This window comes from Bradyrhizobium sp. TM233 (genome assembly GCF_036247965.1).
Taxonomy (GTDB): Bacteria; Pseudomonadota; Alphaproteobacteria; order Rhizobiales; family Xanthobacteraceae; genus Bradyrhizobium; species Bradyrhizobium ottawaense.
The window spans coordinates 452,659-469,170 of the sequence record NZ_BTIG01000003.1; the positions used below are offsets into that span (position 1 = coordinate 452,659).

Annotated in this window: 14 protein-coding genes; 2 read left to right on the forward strand and 12 right to left on the reverse strand. The window is 66.3% G+C overall.

Annotated features, from left to right (window positions below; translation table 11 throughout):
• Position 1 precedes the first annotated feature (1 nt).
• The 10 genes from AABA86_RS09340 to flgB all read right to left on the reverse strand — a co-directional run bounded on the left by AABA86_RS09340 (position 2) and on the right by flgB (position 9,335).
• Entirely contained in the window at positions 2 to 709 is a 708-nt protein-coding gene (locus tag AABA86_RS09340; RefSeq protein ID WP_338306528.1) for a glutathione S-transferase, read from the reverse strand.
• Positions 710 to 946: 237 nt separating this feature from the next.
• Entirely contained in the window at positions 947 to 1,627 is a 681-nt protein-coding gene (locus AABA86_RS09345; RefSeq protein ID WP_338306529.1) for a lectin, read from the reverse strand.
• 145 nt (positions 1,628 to 1,772) lie between these two features.
• Positions 1,773 to 2,780, reverse strand: coding sequence for a Tim44 domain-containing protein (locus AABA86_RS09350; RefSeq protein WP_212252910.1), 1,008 nt, complete (start codon positions 2,778 to 2,780; stop codon positions 1,773 to 1,775).
• Positions 2,781 to 3,125: 345 nt separating this feature from the next.
• On the reverse strand, positions 3,126 to 5,705 hold the full coding sequence (cckA, locus tag AABA86_RS09355; protein ID WP_338306530.1) for a cell cycle histidine kinase CckA: 2,580 nt from the start codon (positions 5,703 to 5,705) through the stop codon (positions 3,126 to 3,128).
• 155 nt (positions 5,706 to 5,860) lie between these two features.
• Positions 5,861 to 6,940 carry a flagellar biosynthesis protein FlhB gene (gene flhB, locus AABA86_RS09360; RefSeq protein WP_338306531.1) on the reverse strand — a complete coding sequence of 360 codons (1,080 nt, stop codon included), beginning with the start codon at positions 6,938 to 6,940 and terminating at the stop codon, positions 5,861 to 5,863.
• 4 nt (positions 6,941 to 6,944) lie between these two features.
• A complete protein-coding gene (fliR, locus tag AABA86_RS09365; protein WP_212252917.1) occupies positions 6,945 to 7,721 on the reverse strand; it encodes a flagellar biosynthetic protein FliR in 777 nt (258 codons plus the stop codon).
• 17 nt (positions 7,722 to 7,738) lie between these two features.
• Positions 7,739 to 8,002: a flagellar biosynthesis protein FliQ gene (gene fliQ / locus AABA86_RS09370; protein WP_015684971.1), complete on the reverse strand. Its 264-nt coding sequence runs from the start codon at positions 8,000 to 8,002 to the stop codon at positions 7,739 to 7,741.
• Positions 8,003 to 8,140: 138 nt separating this feature from the next.
• A complete protein-coding gene (fliE, locus tag AABA86_RS09375; protein WP_212252919.1) occupies positions 8,141 to 8,449 on the reverse strand; it encodes a flagellar hook-basal body complex protein FliE in 309 nt (102 codons plus the stop codon).
• Positions 8,450 to 8,465: 16 nt separating this feature from the next.
• Complete coding sequence (gene flgC / locus AABA86_RS09380; protein WP_212252921.1) at positions 8,466 to 8,891, reverse strand: flagellar basal body rod protein FlgC; 426 nt, start codon at positions 8,889 to 8,891, stop codon at positions 8,466 to 8,468.
• Between the two features lie 39 nt (positions 8,892 to 8,930).
• Positions 8,931 to 9,335 carry a flagellar basal body rod protein FlgB gene (flgB, locus tag AABA86_RS09385; protein ID WP_028142767.1) on the reverse strand — a complete coding sequence of 135 codons (405 nt, stop codon included), beginning with the start codon at positions 9,333 to 9,335 and terminating at the stop codon, positions 8,931 to 8,933.
• Positions 9,336 to 9,687: 352 nt separating this feature from the next.
• On the opposite strand from flgB, the gene AABA86_RS09390 reads away from it, so the two are divergent.
• Entirely contained in the window at positions 9,688 to 10,656 is a 969-nt protein-coding gene (locus tag AABA86_RS09390; RefSeq protein ID WP_338306532.1) for a flagellar biosynthetic protein FliO, read from the forward strand.
• Entirely contained in the window at positions 10,653 to 11,411 is a 759-nt protein-coding gene (gene fliP, locus AABA86_RS09395; RefSeq protein WP_212252925.1) for a flagellar type III secretion system pore protein FliP, read from the forward strand. The genes AABA86_RS09390 and fliP overlap by 4 nt, the downstream gene beginning before the upstream one ends.
• A 188-nt stretch (positions 11,412 to 11,599) precedes the next feature.
• On the opposite strand, the gene AABA86_RS09400 is transcribed toward fliP, so the two are convergent.
• Both AABA86_RS09400 and AABA86_RS09405 read right to left on the reverse strand, forming a co-directional pair.
• On the reverse strand, positions 11,600 to 15,349 hold the full coding sequence (locus tag AABA86_RS09400; RefSeq protein ID WP_338306533.1) for a tetratricopeptide repeat protein: 3,750 nt from the start codon (positions 15,347 to 15,349) through the stop codon (positions 11,600 to 11,602).
• A gap of 181 nt (positions 15,350 to 15,530) precedes the next feature.
• On the reverse strand, positions 15,531 to 16,439 hold the full coding sequence (locus tag AABA86_RS09405; RefSeq protein ID WP_246551017.1) for a tetratricopeptide repeat protein: 909 nt from the start codon (positions 16,437 to 16,439) through the stop codon (positions 15,531 to 15,533).
• Positions 16,440 to 16,512 lie beyond the last annotated feature (73 nt).

Consider the following 16,512-nt stretch of genomic DNA (forward strand, 5'->3'; position numbering starts at 1 on the left):
ACTAGCCATCCAGCTCGCGATAGCGGCGGAAGATGCCCTGCTCGTTGAAGGGAATGCGGCGCTCGCTCGCCAGATAGGCCTTGATGTTCGGGCGCGCGGCGATGCGGTCGTGCAGGGTAACGAGGCCCGGAATGTCAGTCTCGAACGCCTTCATGCGCCTCGGGAAGGCGTAGCGCAGCCCCGCGACGATCTGGAACAACGAGAGATCGACATAGGTCAGCCGCCGGCCGGTGACATAGGCGCCGCCATTCGCGGTGAGAAGCTGCTCGAAATAGCCCAGATATTTCGGCACCCGCTCGCTCCAGAAATCGGCCGTACGCTTCTTCGCCGGCGGCTTCTGGTCCTCGTAATAAAGCGAGGGGCCGAGCGGATGATGGGTGTCGTGGATCTCGACCACGAGGTCGGTGATGGTGAGCTGAAGCTGGTGCACCCAGAGCCGGCCGGCTTCCGTCTTCGGCGCGAGCCCGTGGCGGCTACCGAGATAGAGCAGGATATTGGCGGTCTGGCCGATGACGAGCTTGCCCGCTTTCAGGAACGGCGGCGCAAAGGGCGGCGTGCCCTTACGCGCGTCCATCATCTTCATCATCGCGGCCGTGCCGCGCGGTCCGCGCGCGACGTCGAGGTAAGCGGCGCCGGCCTCCTCCAGCGCCAGCCGCACATATTCGCCGCGGCCCTGGATCTCGGGCCAGTAATAGAGCTCGTATTTCATGGGAGAGGTCCGTGAGCGTGGATGCGTTCAGGACCAATGTAGCACGCGCCGGAAGGTTTCGTCATTTTGGGGACAGAACGGCCCCACCACACGCTCCGTCATTGCGAGCGGAGCGACTTGTCCGCCGAAGCCTTGGCGAAGGCGGAAGCAATCCAGTCGGTCTCCGCGGTGACAGCCTGGATTGCTTCGTCGCAAAAGCTCCTCGCAATGACGAGTCGAGAGAGCTTCGCGCTTGATTCAATTCGCAGCGAAACAATACATCAGCCCGTCGCCGCCCGTGCTCTTCAGATCGGCCTGCGAGCAGCCACCATCGGGACCGCGCGAGGGGTGCGAGCTATTCCAGGACTTTGACGGTTCGTCGTCGCGCAGGCCCCGGCGATCGAGGTGGCCGACCATCGCGGCGCCTTGCGTGCTCGACGTCCAGTTCTTGCAGGTGCGATCGTCCGGACCGGCAAACGCCGTGCCGTCCGGTTGCGATCCCGTGAGGATGTCATGCCGGTTCGGCTGGTCGCCAATACCATTGATCCCCTCGCCCTTCTCGCTGAGAGCGGTCTGCTTGGTGAGATTGTTGGCCGCGCCGTGGAGGTCGGCAACGTCCTTGGCGATCACGGTGCCCTTGGCGTTCTGCCACGGTCCTTTGCCGATGCGGTCTTTTGCGTTGATGGCGGGCTTGCCGTCGGCGGCCTGCGTCGAGAGATAAGCGCGCCAAGTTTTTGAACCAGCGCCGCCGGCCTGCGCCAGCTTCTGGCATTGCGCATCGGCTCCCTCCAAGCCGCCAAGATCGGCGCCCTTGCCCGGACCGCTTGAGGTCACGAAGAACGTCATGTCGGCCGACTGCGCTTGCACCGATGGCGCCGCGAGCAGGGCCGTTGCGAGCGCGAGGCCTGAAATCGTCAAGCATCTCTCGATACGGATCATCTTGTCCTCCCAATTGGGTTTGTCGTTGGCCGCCTGATTTCAACCCGATGCGCGCCCGCTTATTCCGATGCCGCGATGCGAGACGTCCAAAAGAAAAGGGCGCCGTGCAGGAAGCACGACGCCCTGGTTTCTCATGTGCCTGCGATCAGTTGGTCTGCTGGATCGCCGACAATTCCCAGCCGCTGCCGGGGCGGCGGGCGAAGGTCCAGACTTCGGTGACTTCGCCCGGCTGCTCGCTGCCGGCGACGACCGTGCCGCTGTTGCGGTCGAGCGTCTTGTCGGTGAGCGAGAAGCGCAGCGCCACCGTGGCGTAGTCGGTCTCTCCTTCGCGCCAGGCTTCCGAGAGGTCGCCTTGCAGCAGCTTGACGCCCGTCACCTTGTTGACGACGTTGCGCGCGCGGTTCTGGGCGAGGTCCTGCTCGAAATAGGAGACCATCTCCGGCGTCGCGAACGTGTGCAGCTTGGCCACGTCCTCGTTCGACCAGGCGGCCTGGATCTCGCCGAGCAGGCGCTCGAACGCCTCGTAATCGTCCGGTTTGATCTCGAGCGGCGCGTTGTTGGCGTTCGCGCCGAAGCCGAAGCCACCAAGACCACCACCAAGGCCGCCGCGCTGGTTCGGCTGCGGTCCGGGACCTGCGCCCGCATCGGCATTGGCATAGGCCGCCTGCGGCGTGTGACGGCGCTGCCACCAGGACATCGCCAGCCGCACCACCAGCACCACGAGCGCGATCTGGATGATCAGGCCCAGGATCGAGGACAGGCCGCCGAGGCCGCCGAACAGGCCGCCGCCGAACAGCATGCCGAGCAGGCCGGCGCCGAGGAAGCCGGCCGCAAGGCCGCCCATGAAGCCGCCGGCGCGGCCGAACAGGCCGCCGCGCGCGGGCGCGGAAGCAGCCGAGTTCATGCCTGCACCCGGCTGGGTGTAGGTGCGGTTGAACTGCGAGGCCGAGCCGGGCGCCGTCGAGGTCGAGGGCGGGGCCGAATAGGTGCGCGAGCCGCGTGAACCGGACGAGCCGCCGCCGCCGACACGGGCGTCGGCGGACGAGATCGCCAGCGCAGTCGGCAGCGCAAGCGCCAGCACGACAGCGATCGTCTTGAAGAGGCTGCGGGAGCGTAACGAGAAATTCATGTGCGTTTCCCAAATCCCCGGCATGGGGACGTGCGCTTAAGATGGGCAGACTTCCCGAAAAGTGAAGCCAGTTTCGGAACTTGTGGCTGCGGCCCTCAGTCGCGGGGATGTGGGCAAAAGCCCATATTTGGCGGGGGCTTGGCAGGGTGCACCGGGGAACCGTGGTCGCGGGATACCGGCGACGTAGGGATGAGATTTCCGCTCTTTCCCCGAGCGCGGCTCTCTCACCGCGTCATTGCGAGGAGCGCTTGCGACGAAGCAATCCAGGCTCTGTCCGCAGATGCAGTCTGGATTGCTTCCGCCTTCGCCAAGGCTTCGGCGGACAAGTCGCTACGCTCGCAATGACGGAGAAGGAAGCGCCGCCTACCCTCACCCCTGCTTTGCCATCGTCTCCTTGACCGCCGCCACGAGCTGGCTGAGCGTGAAGGGCTTTGGCAGGAAGTCGAACTGCTGGCCTTCGGGCAGGCTCTTCTCGAACGCGTCCTCGGCATAGCCGGAGACGAAGATGAACTTGATGTCGGGGTTCTTCTCTCGCATCGCCTTCAAAAGCGTCGGGCCGTCCATCTCGGGCATGACGACGTCGGAGACGACGAGATCGATCGCGCCGCTCTGCTCCTCCAGCACTTCCATGGCCTCGACGCCGTTCTCGGCCTCGACCACGGTGTAGCCGCGCGAGCGCAGGCCGCGTGCGTTCAGCGCGCGCAGGCCCTCTTCGTCCTCGACCAGCAGGATGGTGCCCTGCCCCGTGAGATCGGTGCGCGGCTTGGCCTCGGCCGCCGCGGCGTCCTTTCCGGCGCCGCTGGTCGCGCTGACCACAGCCGCCGGCTGCTCGACCTGCGCTTCAGGCTCGGCGTGGTGACGCGGCAGGAAGATGTGGAACGAGGTGCCCTGGCCCGGCTCGGAATCGACGTAGATGAAGCCGCCGGTCTGCTTGACAATGCCGTAGACCGTGGAAAGGCCGAGTCCGGTGCCTTTGCCGACTTCCTTGGTCGAGAAGAACGGCTCGAAAATCTTGTCGCGGATGTCGGCGGGAATGCCGGTGCCGGTGTCGGCGACTTCGATCCGGACATAATCCGCGGCCGGCATGCCCTTGTAGGCGAGCCTGGCCGCTTCTTCCGCGGTGACGTTGGCGGTGCGGATGATCAGCTTGCCGCCGTCGGGCATGGCGTCGCGTGCGTTCACCGCGAGATTGACGATCACCTGCTCGAACTGGGAGACGTCGACCTTGACCGGCCAGAGATCGCGGCCGTGGATGGTCTCGTGCTTGACCTTCTCGCCGATCAGGCGGCGCAGCAGCATGGCGAGATCGGACAGCGCGTCGCCGAGATCGAGCACCTGCGGCCGCAGCGTCTGCCGCCGCGAGAACGCCAGCAGCTGCCGCACCAGCGTGGCGGCGCGCGTGGCGTTCTGCTTGATCTGCATGATGTCCTGGAACGACGGGTCGGTCGGCTTGTGCGCGTTCAGCAGGAAGTCGTTCGCCATCATGATGGCGGAGAGCACGTTGTTGAAGTCGTGGGCGATGCCGCCGGCGAGCTGGCCGACCGTCTCCATCTTCTGCGACTGGTTGATCTGGTTCTCCAGCGCGCGCCGCTCGGTGGTCTCGAGCATGTGCACGATGGCGGCTTCCGCCTCGTTCTCGGCGGCATCGACCGGCGTGACGAAGAACTGGCCCCAGCGCTCCTTGGTGCCTTCCAGCGCCACCTCGACCGGGGCGATGTCGGCCCGGCCGTCGGCGGCCTGGTTGATGGCCGCGATCAGGAGGTGCCGGTCGCGCGAATTGACCGCGCGGAAGATCGACTTGGAGGCGCTGTCGAGCCCGAGCGCCTGGCCGAGTTTGGCATAGCGCGCATTGGCGCGCACCACGTTGCCGCCGCGGTCGACGGTCGCGATCGCCATCGGCGTATGGTCGAAGAAGCGCATGAAGCGCACTTCGGCGGCGCGGTCAGGATCGCTGCGCTCGTCGCGGGCGCGGCTGATGACGAGCGTGCGCGACGGCCCCGGCGCGCCGTCGGCGCCGAAGGCGAGCTTGTGATAGAGCCGCACCGGCATGGTCTTGCCGGTGCGCATCCGCAGGTCGATGTCGAAGATCTCGGTCTTCACCTCGCCCGGCACCGCCACGATCGACGTCAGCAGTGAGGCGCCGTCGCCGGAGACGATGTCGGTCAGCTTGAGGCCGCCCGAGCCGATCTCGGCGAGGTCGTAGTCGAGCCAGTTCGCCAGCGTCGCGTTGACGTAAGCGAGCTCGCCGGCCGGATTGACCGAGAAGAAGCCGCACGGCGCGTGGTCGAGATATTCGATCGCGTGCTGGAGCTCCTGGAACACGTCCTCCTGGCGCTCGCGGTCGCGCGTGATGTCGGCGATCGACCACACCGCGTATTTCGCCTCGCGCTTGCCGGTTCCGAGCGGGCGCACCCGCATGCGCAGCCAGCGGCCCTGGCTGCCGTCCTGGCCGGAGATGCGGACCTCTTCCTGCTGCCGCTTGCCTTCGCGCGCGGCCTTGAGCAGGCGGAACACGGCTTCGGAGACGTCGGGGTTGCCGATGAAGACACGCTCGACCGGGCGCACGTCCTGCGGCCCGGTCGCGCCCGTCAACGTCAGATAGGCGGCGTTGGAATAGACCACGTGGCCGCGGGCATCGGTGACCGCAAGCCCGTCGAAGCCATGATCGGCGATCCGCCCCACGACTGGATCATCGAGACTGCGGTCGGCGAAGCGGATGATCCCGGCGGCGAAGGCGAACAGGTTGAACAGGCCGACCATGGCCAGCACGGCAAGGATGCCGAGGATATAGGGCTGCGCCTGCGCGCGCCCGAGCGTCATCAGCCCGACGGCGACGGCGACGAGGCCGGCGGCCACCAGCAGCACCAGCGCAATGCTGCCCGAGCGCGGCGACGGCTCGTGCGTCGCAACGGGCTCGCGGGTGAGGTCGTGGTCGGTCTCGGCGGTCATTCTCGAGCTGGCGCAGCCTGTCGGCAGAGAATCAACGCGCTACGTGGCGCGTGGGGTCCTCCCTGCCTGAATCGGACCCTGAGGTGCAAGGGCAGCGGGGGCGAAAGGTACGCTGATTCCCAGATTACGGCCATTTCCGGTACTTTTCGGGTGTTTTATCCGCGCCCGGCGCCGAATCCGCGCTTCAGCCGCATGACGTAGCCGATGACTTCGGCGACCGCATGGTAGTGCTCGGTCGGGATTTCCTGGTCGATCTCGACGGTGGCGTAGAGCGCGCGGGCGAGCGGCACGTTCTCCACGATCGGGATGTCGTGCTCGCGCGCGATCTCCCGGATCTTGAAGGCGACGTTATCGACGCCCTTGGCGACGCAGATCGGGGCCGACATGCCGCGCTCATAAGACAGCGCCACCGAATAGTGGGTCGGGTTGGTGATGATCACCGAGGCCTTGGGAACCGCCGCCATCATGCGCTTCTTGGCGCGCTGCTGGCGGAGTTGCCGGATCTTGCCCTTGATGTGCGGATCGCCTTCGGACTGCTTGAACTCTTCCTTGATCTCCTGGAGCGACATCTTCTGCCGCTGGAACCAGCTACGGTACTGGAAGAAATAGTCGGCGATGGCGACGATCGCGAGCGCCGCGACCACCGCACCGAGCAGATGGACCGTCATGCTGGTGCTGGCGCCGAGCATGGCCGCCGGATCGAGCCTGACCATCGCTTCCATGCGATGCCGCTCCGGCCACAGGATCATGGTCATGACCACGCCGAGCAGCACGAGCTTGCCGATGCCTTTGAGAAAATTGGCCGCCGCCTGCTTGCCGAAGATGCGCTTGAAGCCGGCGCCGGGCGAGATCTTGCTGAATTTCGGCGTCAGGGATTCGGCCGACCAGACCAGGCGGTGCTGCAGCATGTTGCCGGCGATCGCCGCCAGCATCAGCATCATCAGAGGCACGCCGATCGCCGCGAGCAGGGCGAATTCGATCTGCTGCATCAGCGCGAGCAGGGCCTTGCCGTCAGTCTTGATCATCCAGGAATTGGCGAGCAGGTTGCGCATCGGCGTCAGCAGCCCGCTGCCCACCGAGCCCGAGAAGGTCGAGACCACGAGCGTGCCGCCCGCCATCATGAACCAGGTGTTGATCTCCTGGCTCTTGGCGACGTCGCCGCGTTCGAGCGCGTCGTCCAGGCGCTTTTGCGTCGGGTCTTCTGTTTGACTCTCTGGGTCCTTGTCTTCTGCCATCGATCTACCGTGGCCTCAGCGGCATCAACTGGTGCATGACACCGATGAAGTAATCCAGGTACGTGCCCATCATCGCCGTGAGCACCACGGCAAGCACGAGGAAGCCCGCGAAGATCGAGAGCGGCACACCGACGAAATAGACCTGCATCTGCGGCATCAGCCGCGCCAGCACCCCGAGCCCGATGTTGAAGACCAGGCCGAACACCAGAAACGGTCCCGAGAGCTGCAGGCCGAGGCGAAACGCGGCGGAGAAGGCGCGCGTCGCGAGCGCGGCCACATCGCCGCTCGACACGGTCTCGCCCGGCGAGAAGATCGTGTAGCTGTCGTTCAGCGCCGCGATCACCAGATGATGGCTGTCGGTGGCGAACAGCAGCGTCACCCCGAGCATGGTCAGGAAGTTGCCGACCAGCACGCCCTGCTGGCCCTGCGTCGGGTCGACCGAGGTGACGAAACCGAGCCCCATCTGCTGGGCGATCACCGATCCTGCGACCTGGAGTGCCGACAGCGTCACGCGCGCGGTGGCGCCCAGCACGATTCCGATCGCGATCTCATGCAGCATCAGGACCAGGAGCGGCGCGAGCGAGCCCATGTCGACCTGGTAGGCATTGCGATGCAGCGGCAGGATGATCAGCGTGAGCAGCAGCGCGATCGACAGCTTGATCCGCGTCGGAATGTTGGTCTCGCCCAGCCCCGGCAACAGCATCACCATCGCGCCGACCCGGGCGAAGGCGAGCATGAAGGAAGCGGCGAGCGCCGGCAGCAGCGAGACGTCGATGCGCATAATTCACGCATTGTGCCTCAGCCGCCGATGATTCGCGACGAGATCCGCAGCATGTGGGAATGGAGCGCGTCGGCCATGAAGGGCAGCGCCAGCAGCATCGTGGCAAAGATGGCGAGGATCTTCGGCACGTAGATCAGCGTCTGTTCCTGGATCTGCGTCAGCGCCTGGAACAGCGACACGATGACGCCGACCACCAGACCGACCACCATCAGGGGGGAGGACACGATCACGATCGTCCAGATCGCATCGCGCGCGACGTCGAGGGTTTCGGGGCCGGTCATTTGAATTCCTACTCTGAATTGTTTGTCGTCATTCCGGGGCTCGCGAAGCGAGAACCCGGAATCCATCGGGCCGCAGCATTGATCGCACCATGGATTCCGGGCTCACGACTTCGTCGCGCCCCGGAATGACAGTGCGCGTCAGATCGGCATCTTCATGATGTCTTCATACGCCGCGATCACGCGGTCGCGGACCGAGACCAGCGTGGACACCGCGACGTCGGTGTCTGCCACCGCCGTCACCACGTCCATCACGTTGGCCTTGCCGGAGGCCATCGCCACCGTCTGTGCGTCCGACTTGCGGCCGGACTCCATGACGCTGCCGACGGCGTCCTTCAGCATCGAGGCAAAGGATTGCCCGCCGGCCTCGGTGCCTTTGCCGGCACCGCTGTTCTCCAGCACCCGGGCGAGGTTGGCGTAAGCATTGGCGGCGATTGTCGGTGATGCCATGGCTCAATTGTCCTGTTCAGCTCTTGAGGATGTCGAGCGTGCGCTGGATCATCCGGCGCGTCGCACTGATGATGTTGAGATTGGCCTCGTAGGACCGCTGCGCATCGCGCATGTCGGTCATCTCGACCACCGAGTTCACGTTGGGATATTTGACGTTGCCGCTGGCGTCCGCGACCGGATTGCTCGGCTCGTATTTGACGCGGAAGTTCGACTGGTCGGGCTTGATCCTGCCGAGGGTGACGACCTGCGCGTCGAGGCTGCGGTCGAGCGCCGAGGAGAAGGTCGGAACCTTGCGCCGGTAGGGATCGCCGCCTGCGGTCTGCGAGGTCGAATCCGCGTTCGCGATGTTTTCCGAGATCACCCGCATGCGGCCGGCTTGCGCCCGCAGACCAGAGGTCGCGATCGCCATCGAGCGGGCAAAGTCGCTGCTGTCATTGGCCATGATGCGCCTCCTCTAGCTGTTCTGTTTCCGGATCATGCTCTAACCCTTGCCGATCGCGGTCTTGAGCAGATGCAGGCTCTTCGAATAGAGCGAGGTCGCCGCCGCGTAGTCCATCTGGTTGCTGGCGGCCTTCATCATCTCCTCTTCGAGATTGACGGCGTTGCCCGCAGGGCGGGTCTCAAAACCCGCATTCTTGTTCTGGTCGAATCCGGACGCAGCCCCGGACGGCGTCATGTGAGAACCGCTGGTGCGGGCGAGCGCGAGGGGGCCCATCGAGCCGGTGACGGCCCCGGACTTGTCGAGCTTGGGCTCGACCAGGTCGCGCGGCCGGAATTTGGGCGTGTCGGAATTGGAGACGTTCTCGGACAGGACCCGCTGGCGTTCCTGGTGCCACTGCATCTTGGTGCGAAGCGCCGACAGTACCGGGAGGTCGTTGATGGACATCGTCGCGGCTCCTTCCGCCTGTTGCGAACCTTGAGGTCCGCAGCTAGGCAGAATTTGCCGCGTGTATGGTTAACAGCTGGTTAAGGACGCCCTCGAGGCGTGTCCCCGAGCGGGACACTATTTTGCGCCCCCGTGATTCTACGTCTCCAAAAGTGGCATTAACCCAACCATTTGGCGGCGCATGCACAGGCCAAGAAGTCGTTTTGGATCGAGCGATTCATAGGTTATTAAGAGTTGGGGACGGCAAAACTTGCCGTGGGACGTTAAGAGATCGCAGTTTGGGGCATCGTAGGCCAGTGGTTGGCGCGTCTGACCATGGGCACGAGAACAGCGCCATTTGTCGGGGACAAGTATGCAAGGCAGCCCTATCACCTTCATCGTCGCGTTCATCGTCGTCCTGGCGTTGATCGGCGTCGCTGCCTGGCTGGTTCGCCGATTCGCCGGCAGCCGGGTCGGCGCCAACACCCAGCGCGGCAGGATGCCCCGGCTCGCGGTGATCGACGCTGCCGCGGTCGACGGTCGGCGCCGCCTGGTGCTGGTCCGGCGTGACAATGTCGAGCATCTCCTGATGATCGGCGGGCCGACCGATATCGTCGTCGAGCCCAATATCGTTCGCGCCGCGCCCGGCCGCGACCAGCTTCCGCAGCGTCCGAACGCCGCGGAACCGCCGCGGCTCGCGCCCATGCCGGATACCAGCGGCTGGGCCGACGAAGCACCGCGGCCCGAGCTGCTCGATCATCCCGAGCCGCAAATGCCCGAACCGCCGCCGCGGCCTGCGCGCCCGTCCTTCGCCGACGAGGTGCGCCGGCCCGCTCCAGCGCTGGCCGAACGCCGCAGCGATCCCCTCGCCGGCTTTACGGCCGAGCCGATCGCGCCGCGCCCCGAGCGCGAACCGCGGCCCGAGCCGCTGCCGCCGCGCGTTCCGCGCAGCGAGCCGCCGCTGATGCCGCGGCCACCGCGCCAGAGTGAGCCGCCGAAGATGCCGCCGGTGCGCGCCGAGCGCGCCGCTGCCCCGCCGCCGCCTCCGCCCGTGCCGCAGGCTCCCCCCGTTCCGCCGGCTCCCGCCGCGGCCCCCTCCAGCGCCGAGCAGAATCTCGCCGAAATGGCGCAGCGGCTGGAGGCTGCCCTGCGTCGGCCGGCCGGCGAGACGGTCGCGCCTCCGGTTGCGCCAGAACCGCCTGCGCCGCCGCCCCGCGCCGCACGCAGCGAGCCGCCGGCACCACCGGCCCCGCCCGCAAAACCGGCCGCGGAAAAGACCAGCTTTGAAAATCTCGAAGACGAGATGGCCTCCCTGCTCGGCCGTCCGAAGCCGTCTTCGTGAGGCTGCCGTCCCTTCCGCGTAGAGTTGTTTTCCTTTCTGTCCTGATCGGCGCGGCATCGGCGGCGATGCCGGCGCATGCGCAGGACATCAGCATCAATCTCGGCGGCGGCGCTGGCGGCGGCGGCGTCACCGAGCGCGCGATCCAGCTGATCGCCCTGCTCACCGTGCTGTCGATCGCACCGTCGATCCTGATCATGATGACGTCGTTCACGCGCATCGTGGTGGTGCTGTCGCTGCTGCGCACCGCGATGGGCACGGCGACCGCGCCGCCGAACTCGGTGATCATCGCGCTGGCGATGTTCCTCACCTTCTTCGTGATGGGGCCGGTCCTGCAAAAATCCTACGACGACGGCATCCGCCCGCTGGTCGCCAACCAGATCGGCGTCGAGGACGCGCTCCAGCGCGCCTCCGTTCCCTTGCGCGGCTTCATGCAGAAGAACGTGCGCGAGAAGGACCTCAAGCTGTTCCTGGATCTCTCGGGCGAGGCGCCGCCGGCCACCCCCGACGATCTCGGCTTACGCATCCTCGTCCCCGCCTTCATGATCTCCGAGCTGAAGCGCGCCTTCGAGATCGGCTTCCTGTTGTTCCTGCCCTTCCTGATCATCGACCTCGTCGTCGCCTCGGTGCTGATGTCGATGGGCATGATGATGCTGCCGCCGGCAACGATCTCGCTGCCGTTCAAGCTGATCTTCTTCGTTCTGGTCGACGGCTGGTCGCTTGTGGCGGGAAGCCTGGTGCAGAGTTACGGGGGGTGAGGCGAGCTTGAGGCGATGCATCCCCTCCGCCTCCCGCGACAGCCTCCGCCTCCTCCCCGTCATTGCGAGGAGCCCTTCGCGACGAACCGCGGAAAGACTCTGGATTGCTTCCGGCTTCGGCGGACAAGTCACTGCGCTCGCAATGACGGAGAATGCCGAGCCGTCACGGGGCGCGCGCTTCGCGCGGGCTACCGCGTCATCCTGATCTGTCGCACGACGGGAATCGTCGGCAGCGAGCCGGTGTGGTCGGCTTCTTCCTTGGCCTGCGGGGCACGGGCAGTGGCGTCGGGGAAGCGCTGCTTCATCTCGCGCAGGAAGCCGTCGAGCGTATCGACGCTGGCAGCCAGCTTGGCGATCTCGGCGAATTCGGCGCTGGAGGCCGCGGCCGGCTTGCTGGCGATATCGAAGGCGAGACGGTCGGCGCTCTCGCTCATCAGCGGCGCGTATTTCTCGCGGAAGCGCGACAGGCCGATCGAGTCGTCGGCGAGCGCATAGCCGACGGCGGCGCGGATGATGTCGCTCTTCTCCACCGCGTTGAGCGGCTTGAAGTCGCGGAAGCGCTCGCCGTAATAGAGCTCGATCTGCTCGGCGGATTCGCGCCAGCGCCGTGCCGCCCAGAAGATGTCGGAGCGCAGGCGCAGCACTTCGCGCCCGGAGACGTTGGAGACGATGTCGAGCGCGAGATCGTGACGGCCGACGTCGCTCTGCGCGCGCGCTTCAAGCAGCAGGCGCTGCTGCCTGAGCTCGCCGGAGAGATCGCTGATGCGGCTCGCGCGCAGCGCGGTGATCGCCATGTCGGGCTTGCGGTTGGCCAGATAGATCATGGACAGGCGCGCGGCGACCTGGGCGCGCGCGGCGCCTTCGAGCCGGTGGTCGACCTGGTATTGCAGCAGCTCGGCGGCCTGGTCGAGCAGGTCGATCGAGGCGAGACGGTCGGCGAGACGGCGGATCAGCTCGTCGCCGCGCCGGCCGATCGGCGTCAGCTCGCGGAATTCGTAGAACATCCCGAGCGCCTCGACCGGCGGCAGCTCGTCGCCCTTCGGTCCCAGGAAGATCTTCGTGAACAGGTCCGAGGCGAGATCCTGCGCCTGGCGCGAGGCCTCGGCGTTCGGCTGCAGCCTCGTCGCGGTGCGCGCCGCGGTGAGCGCATCGCGGTAGCGCCCGTTCTCGGCGAACATCTGCGACAGCATCTGGAGCGTCTTGACCTCGATCGCGTCGCCGCGCCAGGTCATGGACAGGGTCTCGAGCTCGCGCAGCGCGTCTTCCTTGCTGATCTCGTCGCGCTTCTGCCGCAGCGCGACCTCGAGCTGCTTGGCCTCGGCCGCAGCCGGCCGATCGGCCGAGGCGACCGCGAACTTGTAGTCGTCGAGCGCGTCCTTGTCGTGACCGAGCGCCTCGGCGAGCCGGCCGCGCAGCACGGCGAAGCCGGGTGCGGCCTCGGGCGAGACGCCGACCACCTCGAGCTCGCTGCGTCGCTTGGAGGCGCCGGCATAGTCCTTCACCTCGAGCGAGGCGCGCATCGCGTCCATCGTCACGATGCGCTGGATGTCGAGCGGCAGCGAGGCGATGGCGAATTCGACGTTCTTGAACTTCTCGCGCGCGTCGGCCCATTTCCCCTGGCGCGCATAGGCGAGCGCCTTCCAGAGCTGGGAATCGTGGCTGTTGCCGATCACGGGATTGGCGAGGTCCTTCAGGCCCTGCGCCGGCCGGCCGATCAGGATGCTGGCGATCGCATGCATGATCAGCGCGCCGCTCTCCTCCTTGTTGAGCGGATCGCTCAACATCAGCTCGGTCACGGCCTTGGCCTCGTGATACATCGCGCGCGACATGTAGAACTGCGCGAGATCGAGCCGCGGCAGGGAACGCAGCGCGGGCTCGACGGCCGAGATCGCCGTCATCAGCTCGCTCTGGCGTGCCACGAAGTTGTCCGACTGGCCCTTGCGCCAGCCTTCGGGGCTGAACACCGGACGCACCGCGGTCGGCGCCCGCTCGGCCGAGATGTCGACCGGCGACAGCGTCAGTCCGCCCTTCTTGCCCAGGATCACCTTGTCGGCGCCGACCTCGACGCCGACCTCGTCGGAATTCGGCCGGATCGCGATGCCGTGCGCCGACTCCAGCAGCGAGAGATCGACGAGGTCCTGCCGCTTGATGAAGCCGCGCACCGGCCGCTGCGCGGTGACGACATAGAGCGTGTCGCCGGCATCGGGATCGGTGAGCTTGTGCAGCAGGCCTGGATTGGCGAAGGGGATGGCGATGTTGGCGAGCGCGGGGTCGGTGATGTTGCGCGACATCATCAGCGGTAGCGGCGTCGACTGGATCTTGTCGGCGAGCGTCAGGAGCCAGTTGGTCTCCTTGCCGACCTCCTCGCTCGCCAGCGAGTAGACCAGCGGGCGGGTGAGACGGATGCGCACCGCCTGGCCCTTGTCGAGCGGGATGCGGCCGACCTCGCCGATCATCGCCCCGCCCTTGGCACGGATCGGCTCGACGTCGATCGGCTTCGGCGTATCGAACACCAGCCACACCGTGTCGCCGCGGCGGAACGCCGCCGCCGGTGTTGCGACCTGAAGCGGGAACGTCACGCGCAGGCCGTCGCTGTCGCGGCGCGCATCGACGCTGGCGATCGTGGGCTGTGGCGCGGCCGGCTCGGCCGGCGCAGCCTTGGCGGCTTCCTTGACCGGCTCCTTCACGGCCTCTTTCTGCGCTTCGGCAGGCACCGGCTTGGCAGGCGCGGCCGCGGCTTCGGAAACCGGCGGCGCGGGCTTCGCAATTTCCTTCGGAGCTTCCTTCGCAGCTTCCTTGGCAATCTCCTTGGACGCTTCCGGAGCGTGCGCGGCCTCAGTCACGGGAGCCGGCGCCGGCTTCGGCACTTCAGCCGACGGCATCGCGGCGGGCGCTTCCGGCTTCACCTCGGGCTTGGCGTCGGGCTTGACCTCGATCTTGGCCTCGCGCGCGATCGTCTCGGAGGTCGGCGGCGCGATCTCGCGATGGGCGTCCTTCGGCTTCTCGGCCGCGGGCTTGTCGGGTGACGGCGCCGGTCCGTGACCGGCAGGCTTCATCTGCGCGATCGCCGCCTCGGGCGTTGCCGCCGTCTTGCCCTTGTCGGGCTGGAAAGAGACGTCGACCACGTAGTTCTTCTCGTCGCGGAACGAATGCACGTCGGAATCGCCGATCAGCGCGATCTCGACATTGGTCTGGTCGATGTCGGCCTTCTGCTTGATCGAGGCGACGTTCGGCGGCGCCGCGACGACCGCGTCTGCCAGATCGAAATTGAGGTTGGCGTTGAAAGCGAGCGTGAGCTTCTGCTCGTTGAGCACGGAGGAGACGCCGACGCCGTCGGGCATCTCGAACACGAAGCGCACGAAGGTCGGCTGCACCGAGGCCCGCACGCGGATCTGCGGACGCTTCTTGGTCTCGGCCGCGGCGCGCTGGGCGCGCAGCGCGCGCTCGGCCACGCGGGCGCGCTCGGCGAGCTCCTTGACCACGTCCATCGGCAGGCTCGGCGGCGGCCCCTTCCAGCCCTCCGGCAACAGGTCGACGAAGGTGCGCTCGCCGGCATTCATGGTGTTGACGGTGACGCGGCGTGCCAGCGACAGGCGGATGGCGCCGCCATCGGGATCGCGGCGCGCGGAGTTGACGTAATCGGGCGCGCCTTCGGGAACGCGGTCGACGGGAACGTCGACCGCCCGGTCGAAGCGAATGATGAGGATGGAGCCAGCGGTCGTCACCTCGGAGGGAACGTCCTCGCCGAGCTTGATGACGAGCCGGGCAAAGCCGCCGCCGGCCGAAAAGCTCGCCTCGCCCCTGATTGGATCGGCCGCCCGGGCAGGCGCACCGAGACCGATCAGCAGGCAGACCGCCAGCACGCGGACATGACGCGACAGCTCCGGCGCCAGAGCGCGGGCTCGCGACACAAATCCAGCGGCAGCCTTTCGCGCCATTGGCGGCATTTCTTCCGGTTCGGCGGTCCATGCCGGCATTCTGGCCGGCCCATGCCGTCGACTGTAGGTCGCGCCAATTAAGGACTTGTTAATGCTATATCTTGATTTGCCTTGGAGGCAGCACGCCGTGTCGCATCGAGCGTGGGCGGATCCTCCGGATTTGAATGTGAGACGCCGATGGTTAAGGATTCGTTAACACCTGCAAAAGGGTGCTGTCGCGGCTGGGCAGTCCCGTCACCGGCACCCCATAGCGGACAAAGGCTTCGTCGATTCCAGCGTCGATCCTTCTGGCCGCCTCGATATCGCTACGGCCACCATCTGTGTCGCCGAGCTTGAATCTGGCAATCCCTCGGCCGTAGAGCGCGCTCGCAAGCCTGGGCGCGAACCGCAGCGCTGAGTTGTAGTCATCCATGGCCGCGGAGAATTGCCCCATTTTCAGATTTATGAGAGCGCGCGAGTCGTATGTTGCCGCGTTGTTTGCTCCCGATCGAAGTGCAATATCGCAGTCTTCCAGCGCAGCCTGCAAAGCGCCAAGGACGGCTCGGGTCCAACAGCGTCCGCTCCGCACCGCCTCCAGCTTCGGATCAAGGCGAATTGCCTCGTCATAGTCCCGCGCTGCACGGTCGTACGCGTTCCCTTGCAGGTAGGCTGCCGCACGGTTGGCAAAAGCCGCGCCATAGTTCGGGTTGAGCTTGAGCGCCTCCTCAAAGGCGCCGATCGCCAGATCGCGCGCCCCCGTTCTCAGATAGGCCACGCCGAGGTTGTTGAACGCCTTCGCATAATTCGGATCAAGCCTGGTCGCTTCGACGAAATCCTTGATCGCGCGTTCGTAGTCGGCTTTAGCGCTATAGGCATTCCCCCTGTTATTGTAGGCGACAACGAAGCCGTTCACCGCTCCCTCGCCCGCATCTATGAACGCCGTACAGCCATCGATCCGAGCTTCGGGTGACACGCGGTCTGAGCCGTTACACAGTTCAACGTTCTTGAGGGAGCTGCCCTTCTTCGGCTTCTGCGCCCAGCCCGACGAACTGGACAGCACAAGGACAAGAATGAGCATCACGGCCTTGATGAAACTGGCTCTTGCGATCATTTCCACACCAAGCGTCCGACACCGACAGCGAACGAAGCGCCGATCCTGGTCCCCCCACCCGGCCGGCACTGCG

What these genes read in the sequence shown, in the direction of transcription:
- AABA86_RS09340 (WP_338306528.1), bottom strand. Translation starts at nt 709, where the DNA reads ATGAAATACGAGCTCTATTACTGGCCCGAGATCCAGGGCCGCGGCGAA.
- AABA86_RS09345 (WP_338306529.1), bottom strand. Translation starts at nt 1,627, where the DNA reads ATGATCCGTATCGAGAGATGCTTGACGATTTCAGGCCTCGCGCTCGCA.
- AABA86_RS09350 (WP_212252910.1), bottom strand. Translation starts at nt 2,780, where the DNA reads ATGCCGGGGATTTGGGAAACGCACATGAATTTCTCGTTACGCTCCCGC.
- cckA (WP_338306530.1), bottom strand. Translation starts at nt 5,705, where the DNA reads ATGACCGCCGAGACCGACCACGACCTCACCCGCGAGCCCGTTGCGACG.
- flhB (WP_338306531.1), bottom strand. Translation starts at nt 6,940, where the DNA reads ATGGCAGAAGACAAGGACCCAGAGAGTCAAACAGAAGACCCGACGCAA.
- fliR (WP_212252917.1), bottom strand. Translation starts at nt 7,721, where the DNA reads ATGCGCATCGACGTCTCGCTGCTGCCGGCGCTCGCCGCTTCCTTCATG.
- fliQ (WP_015684971.1), bottom strand. Translation starts at nt 8,002, where the DNA reads ATGACCGGCCCCGAAACCCTCGACGTCGCGCGCGATGCGATCTGGACG.
- fliE (WP_212252919.1), bottom strand. Translation starts at nt 8,449, where the DNA reads ATGGCATCACCGACAATCGCCGCCAATGCTTACGCCAACCTCGCCCGG.
- flgC (WP_212252921.1), bottom strand. Translation starts at nt 8,891, where the DNA reads ATGGCCAATGACAGCAGCGACTTTGCCCGCTCGATGGCGATCGCGACC.
- flgB (WP_028142767.1), bottom strand. Translation starts at nt 9,335, where the DNA reads ATGTCCATCAACGACCTCCCGGTACTGTCGGCGCTTCGCACCAAGATG.
- AABA86_RS09390 (WP_338306532.1), top strand. Translation starts at nt 9,688, where the DNA reads ATGCAAGGCAGCCCTATCACCTTCATCGTCGCGTTCATCGTCGTCCTG.
- AABA86_RS09400 (WP_338306533.1), bottom strand. Translation starts at nt 15,349, where the DNA reads ATGGCGCGAAAGGCTGCCGCTGGATTTGTGTCGCGAGCCCGCGCTCTG.
- AABA86_RS09405 (WP_246551017.1), bottom strand. Translation starts at nt 16,439, where the DNA reads ATGATCGCAAGAGCCAGTTTCATCAAGGCCGTGATGCTCATTCTTGTC.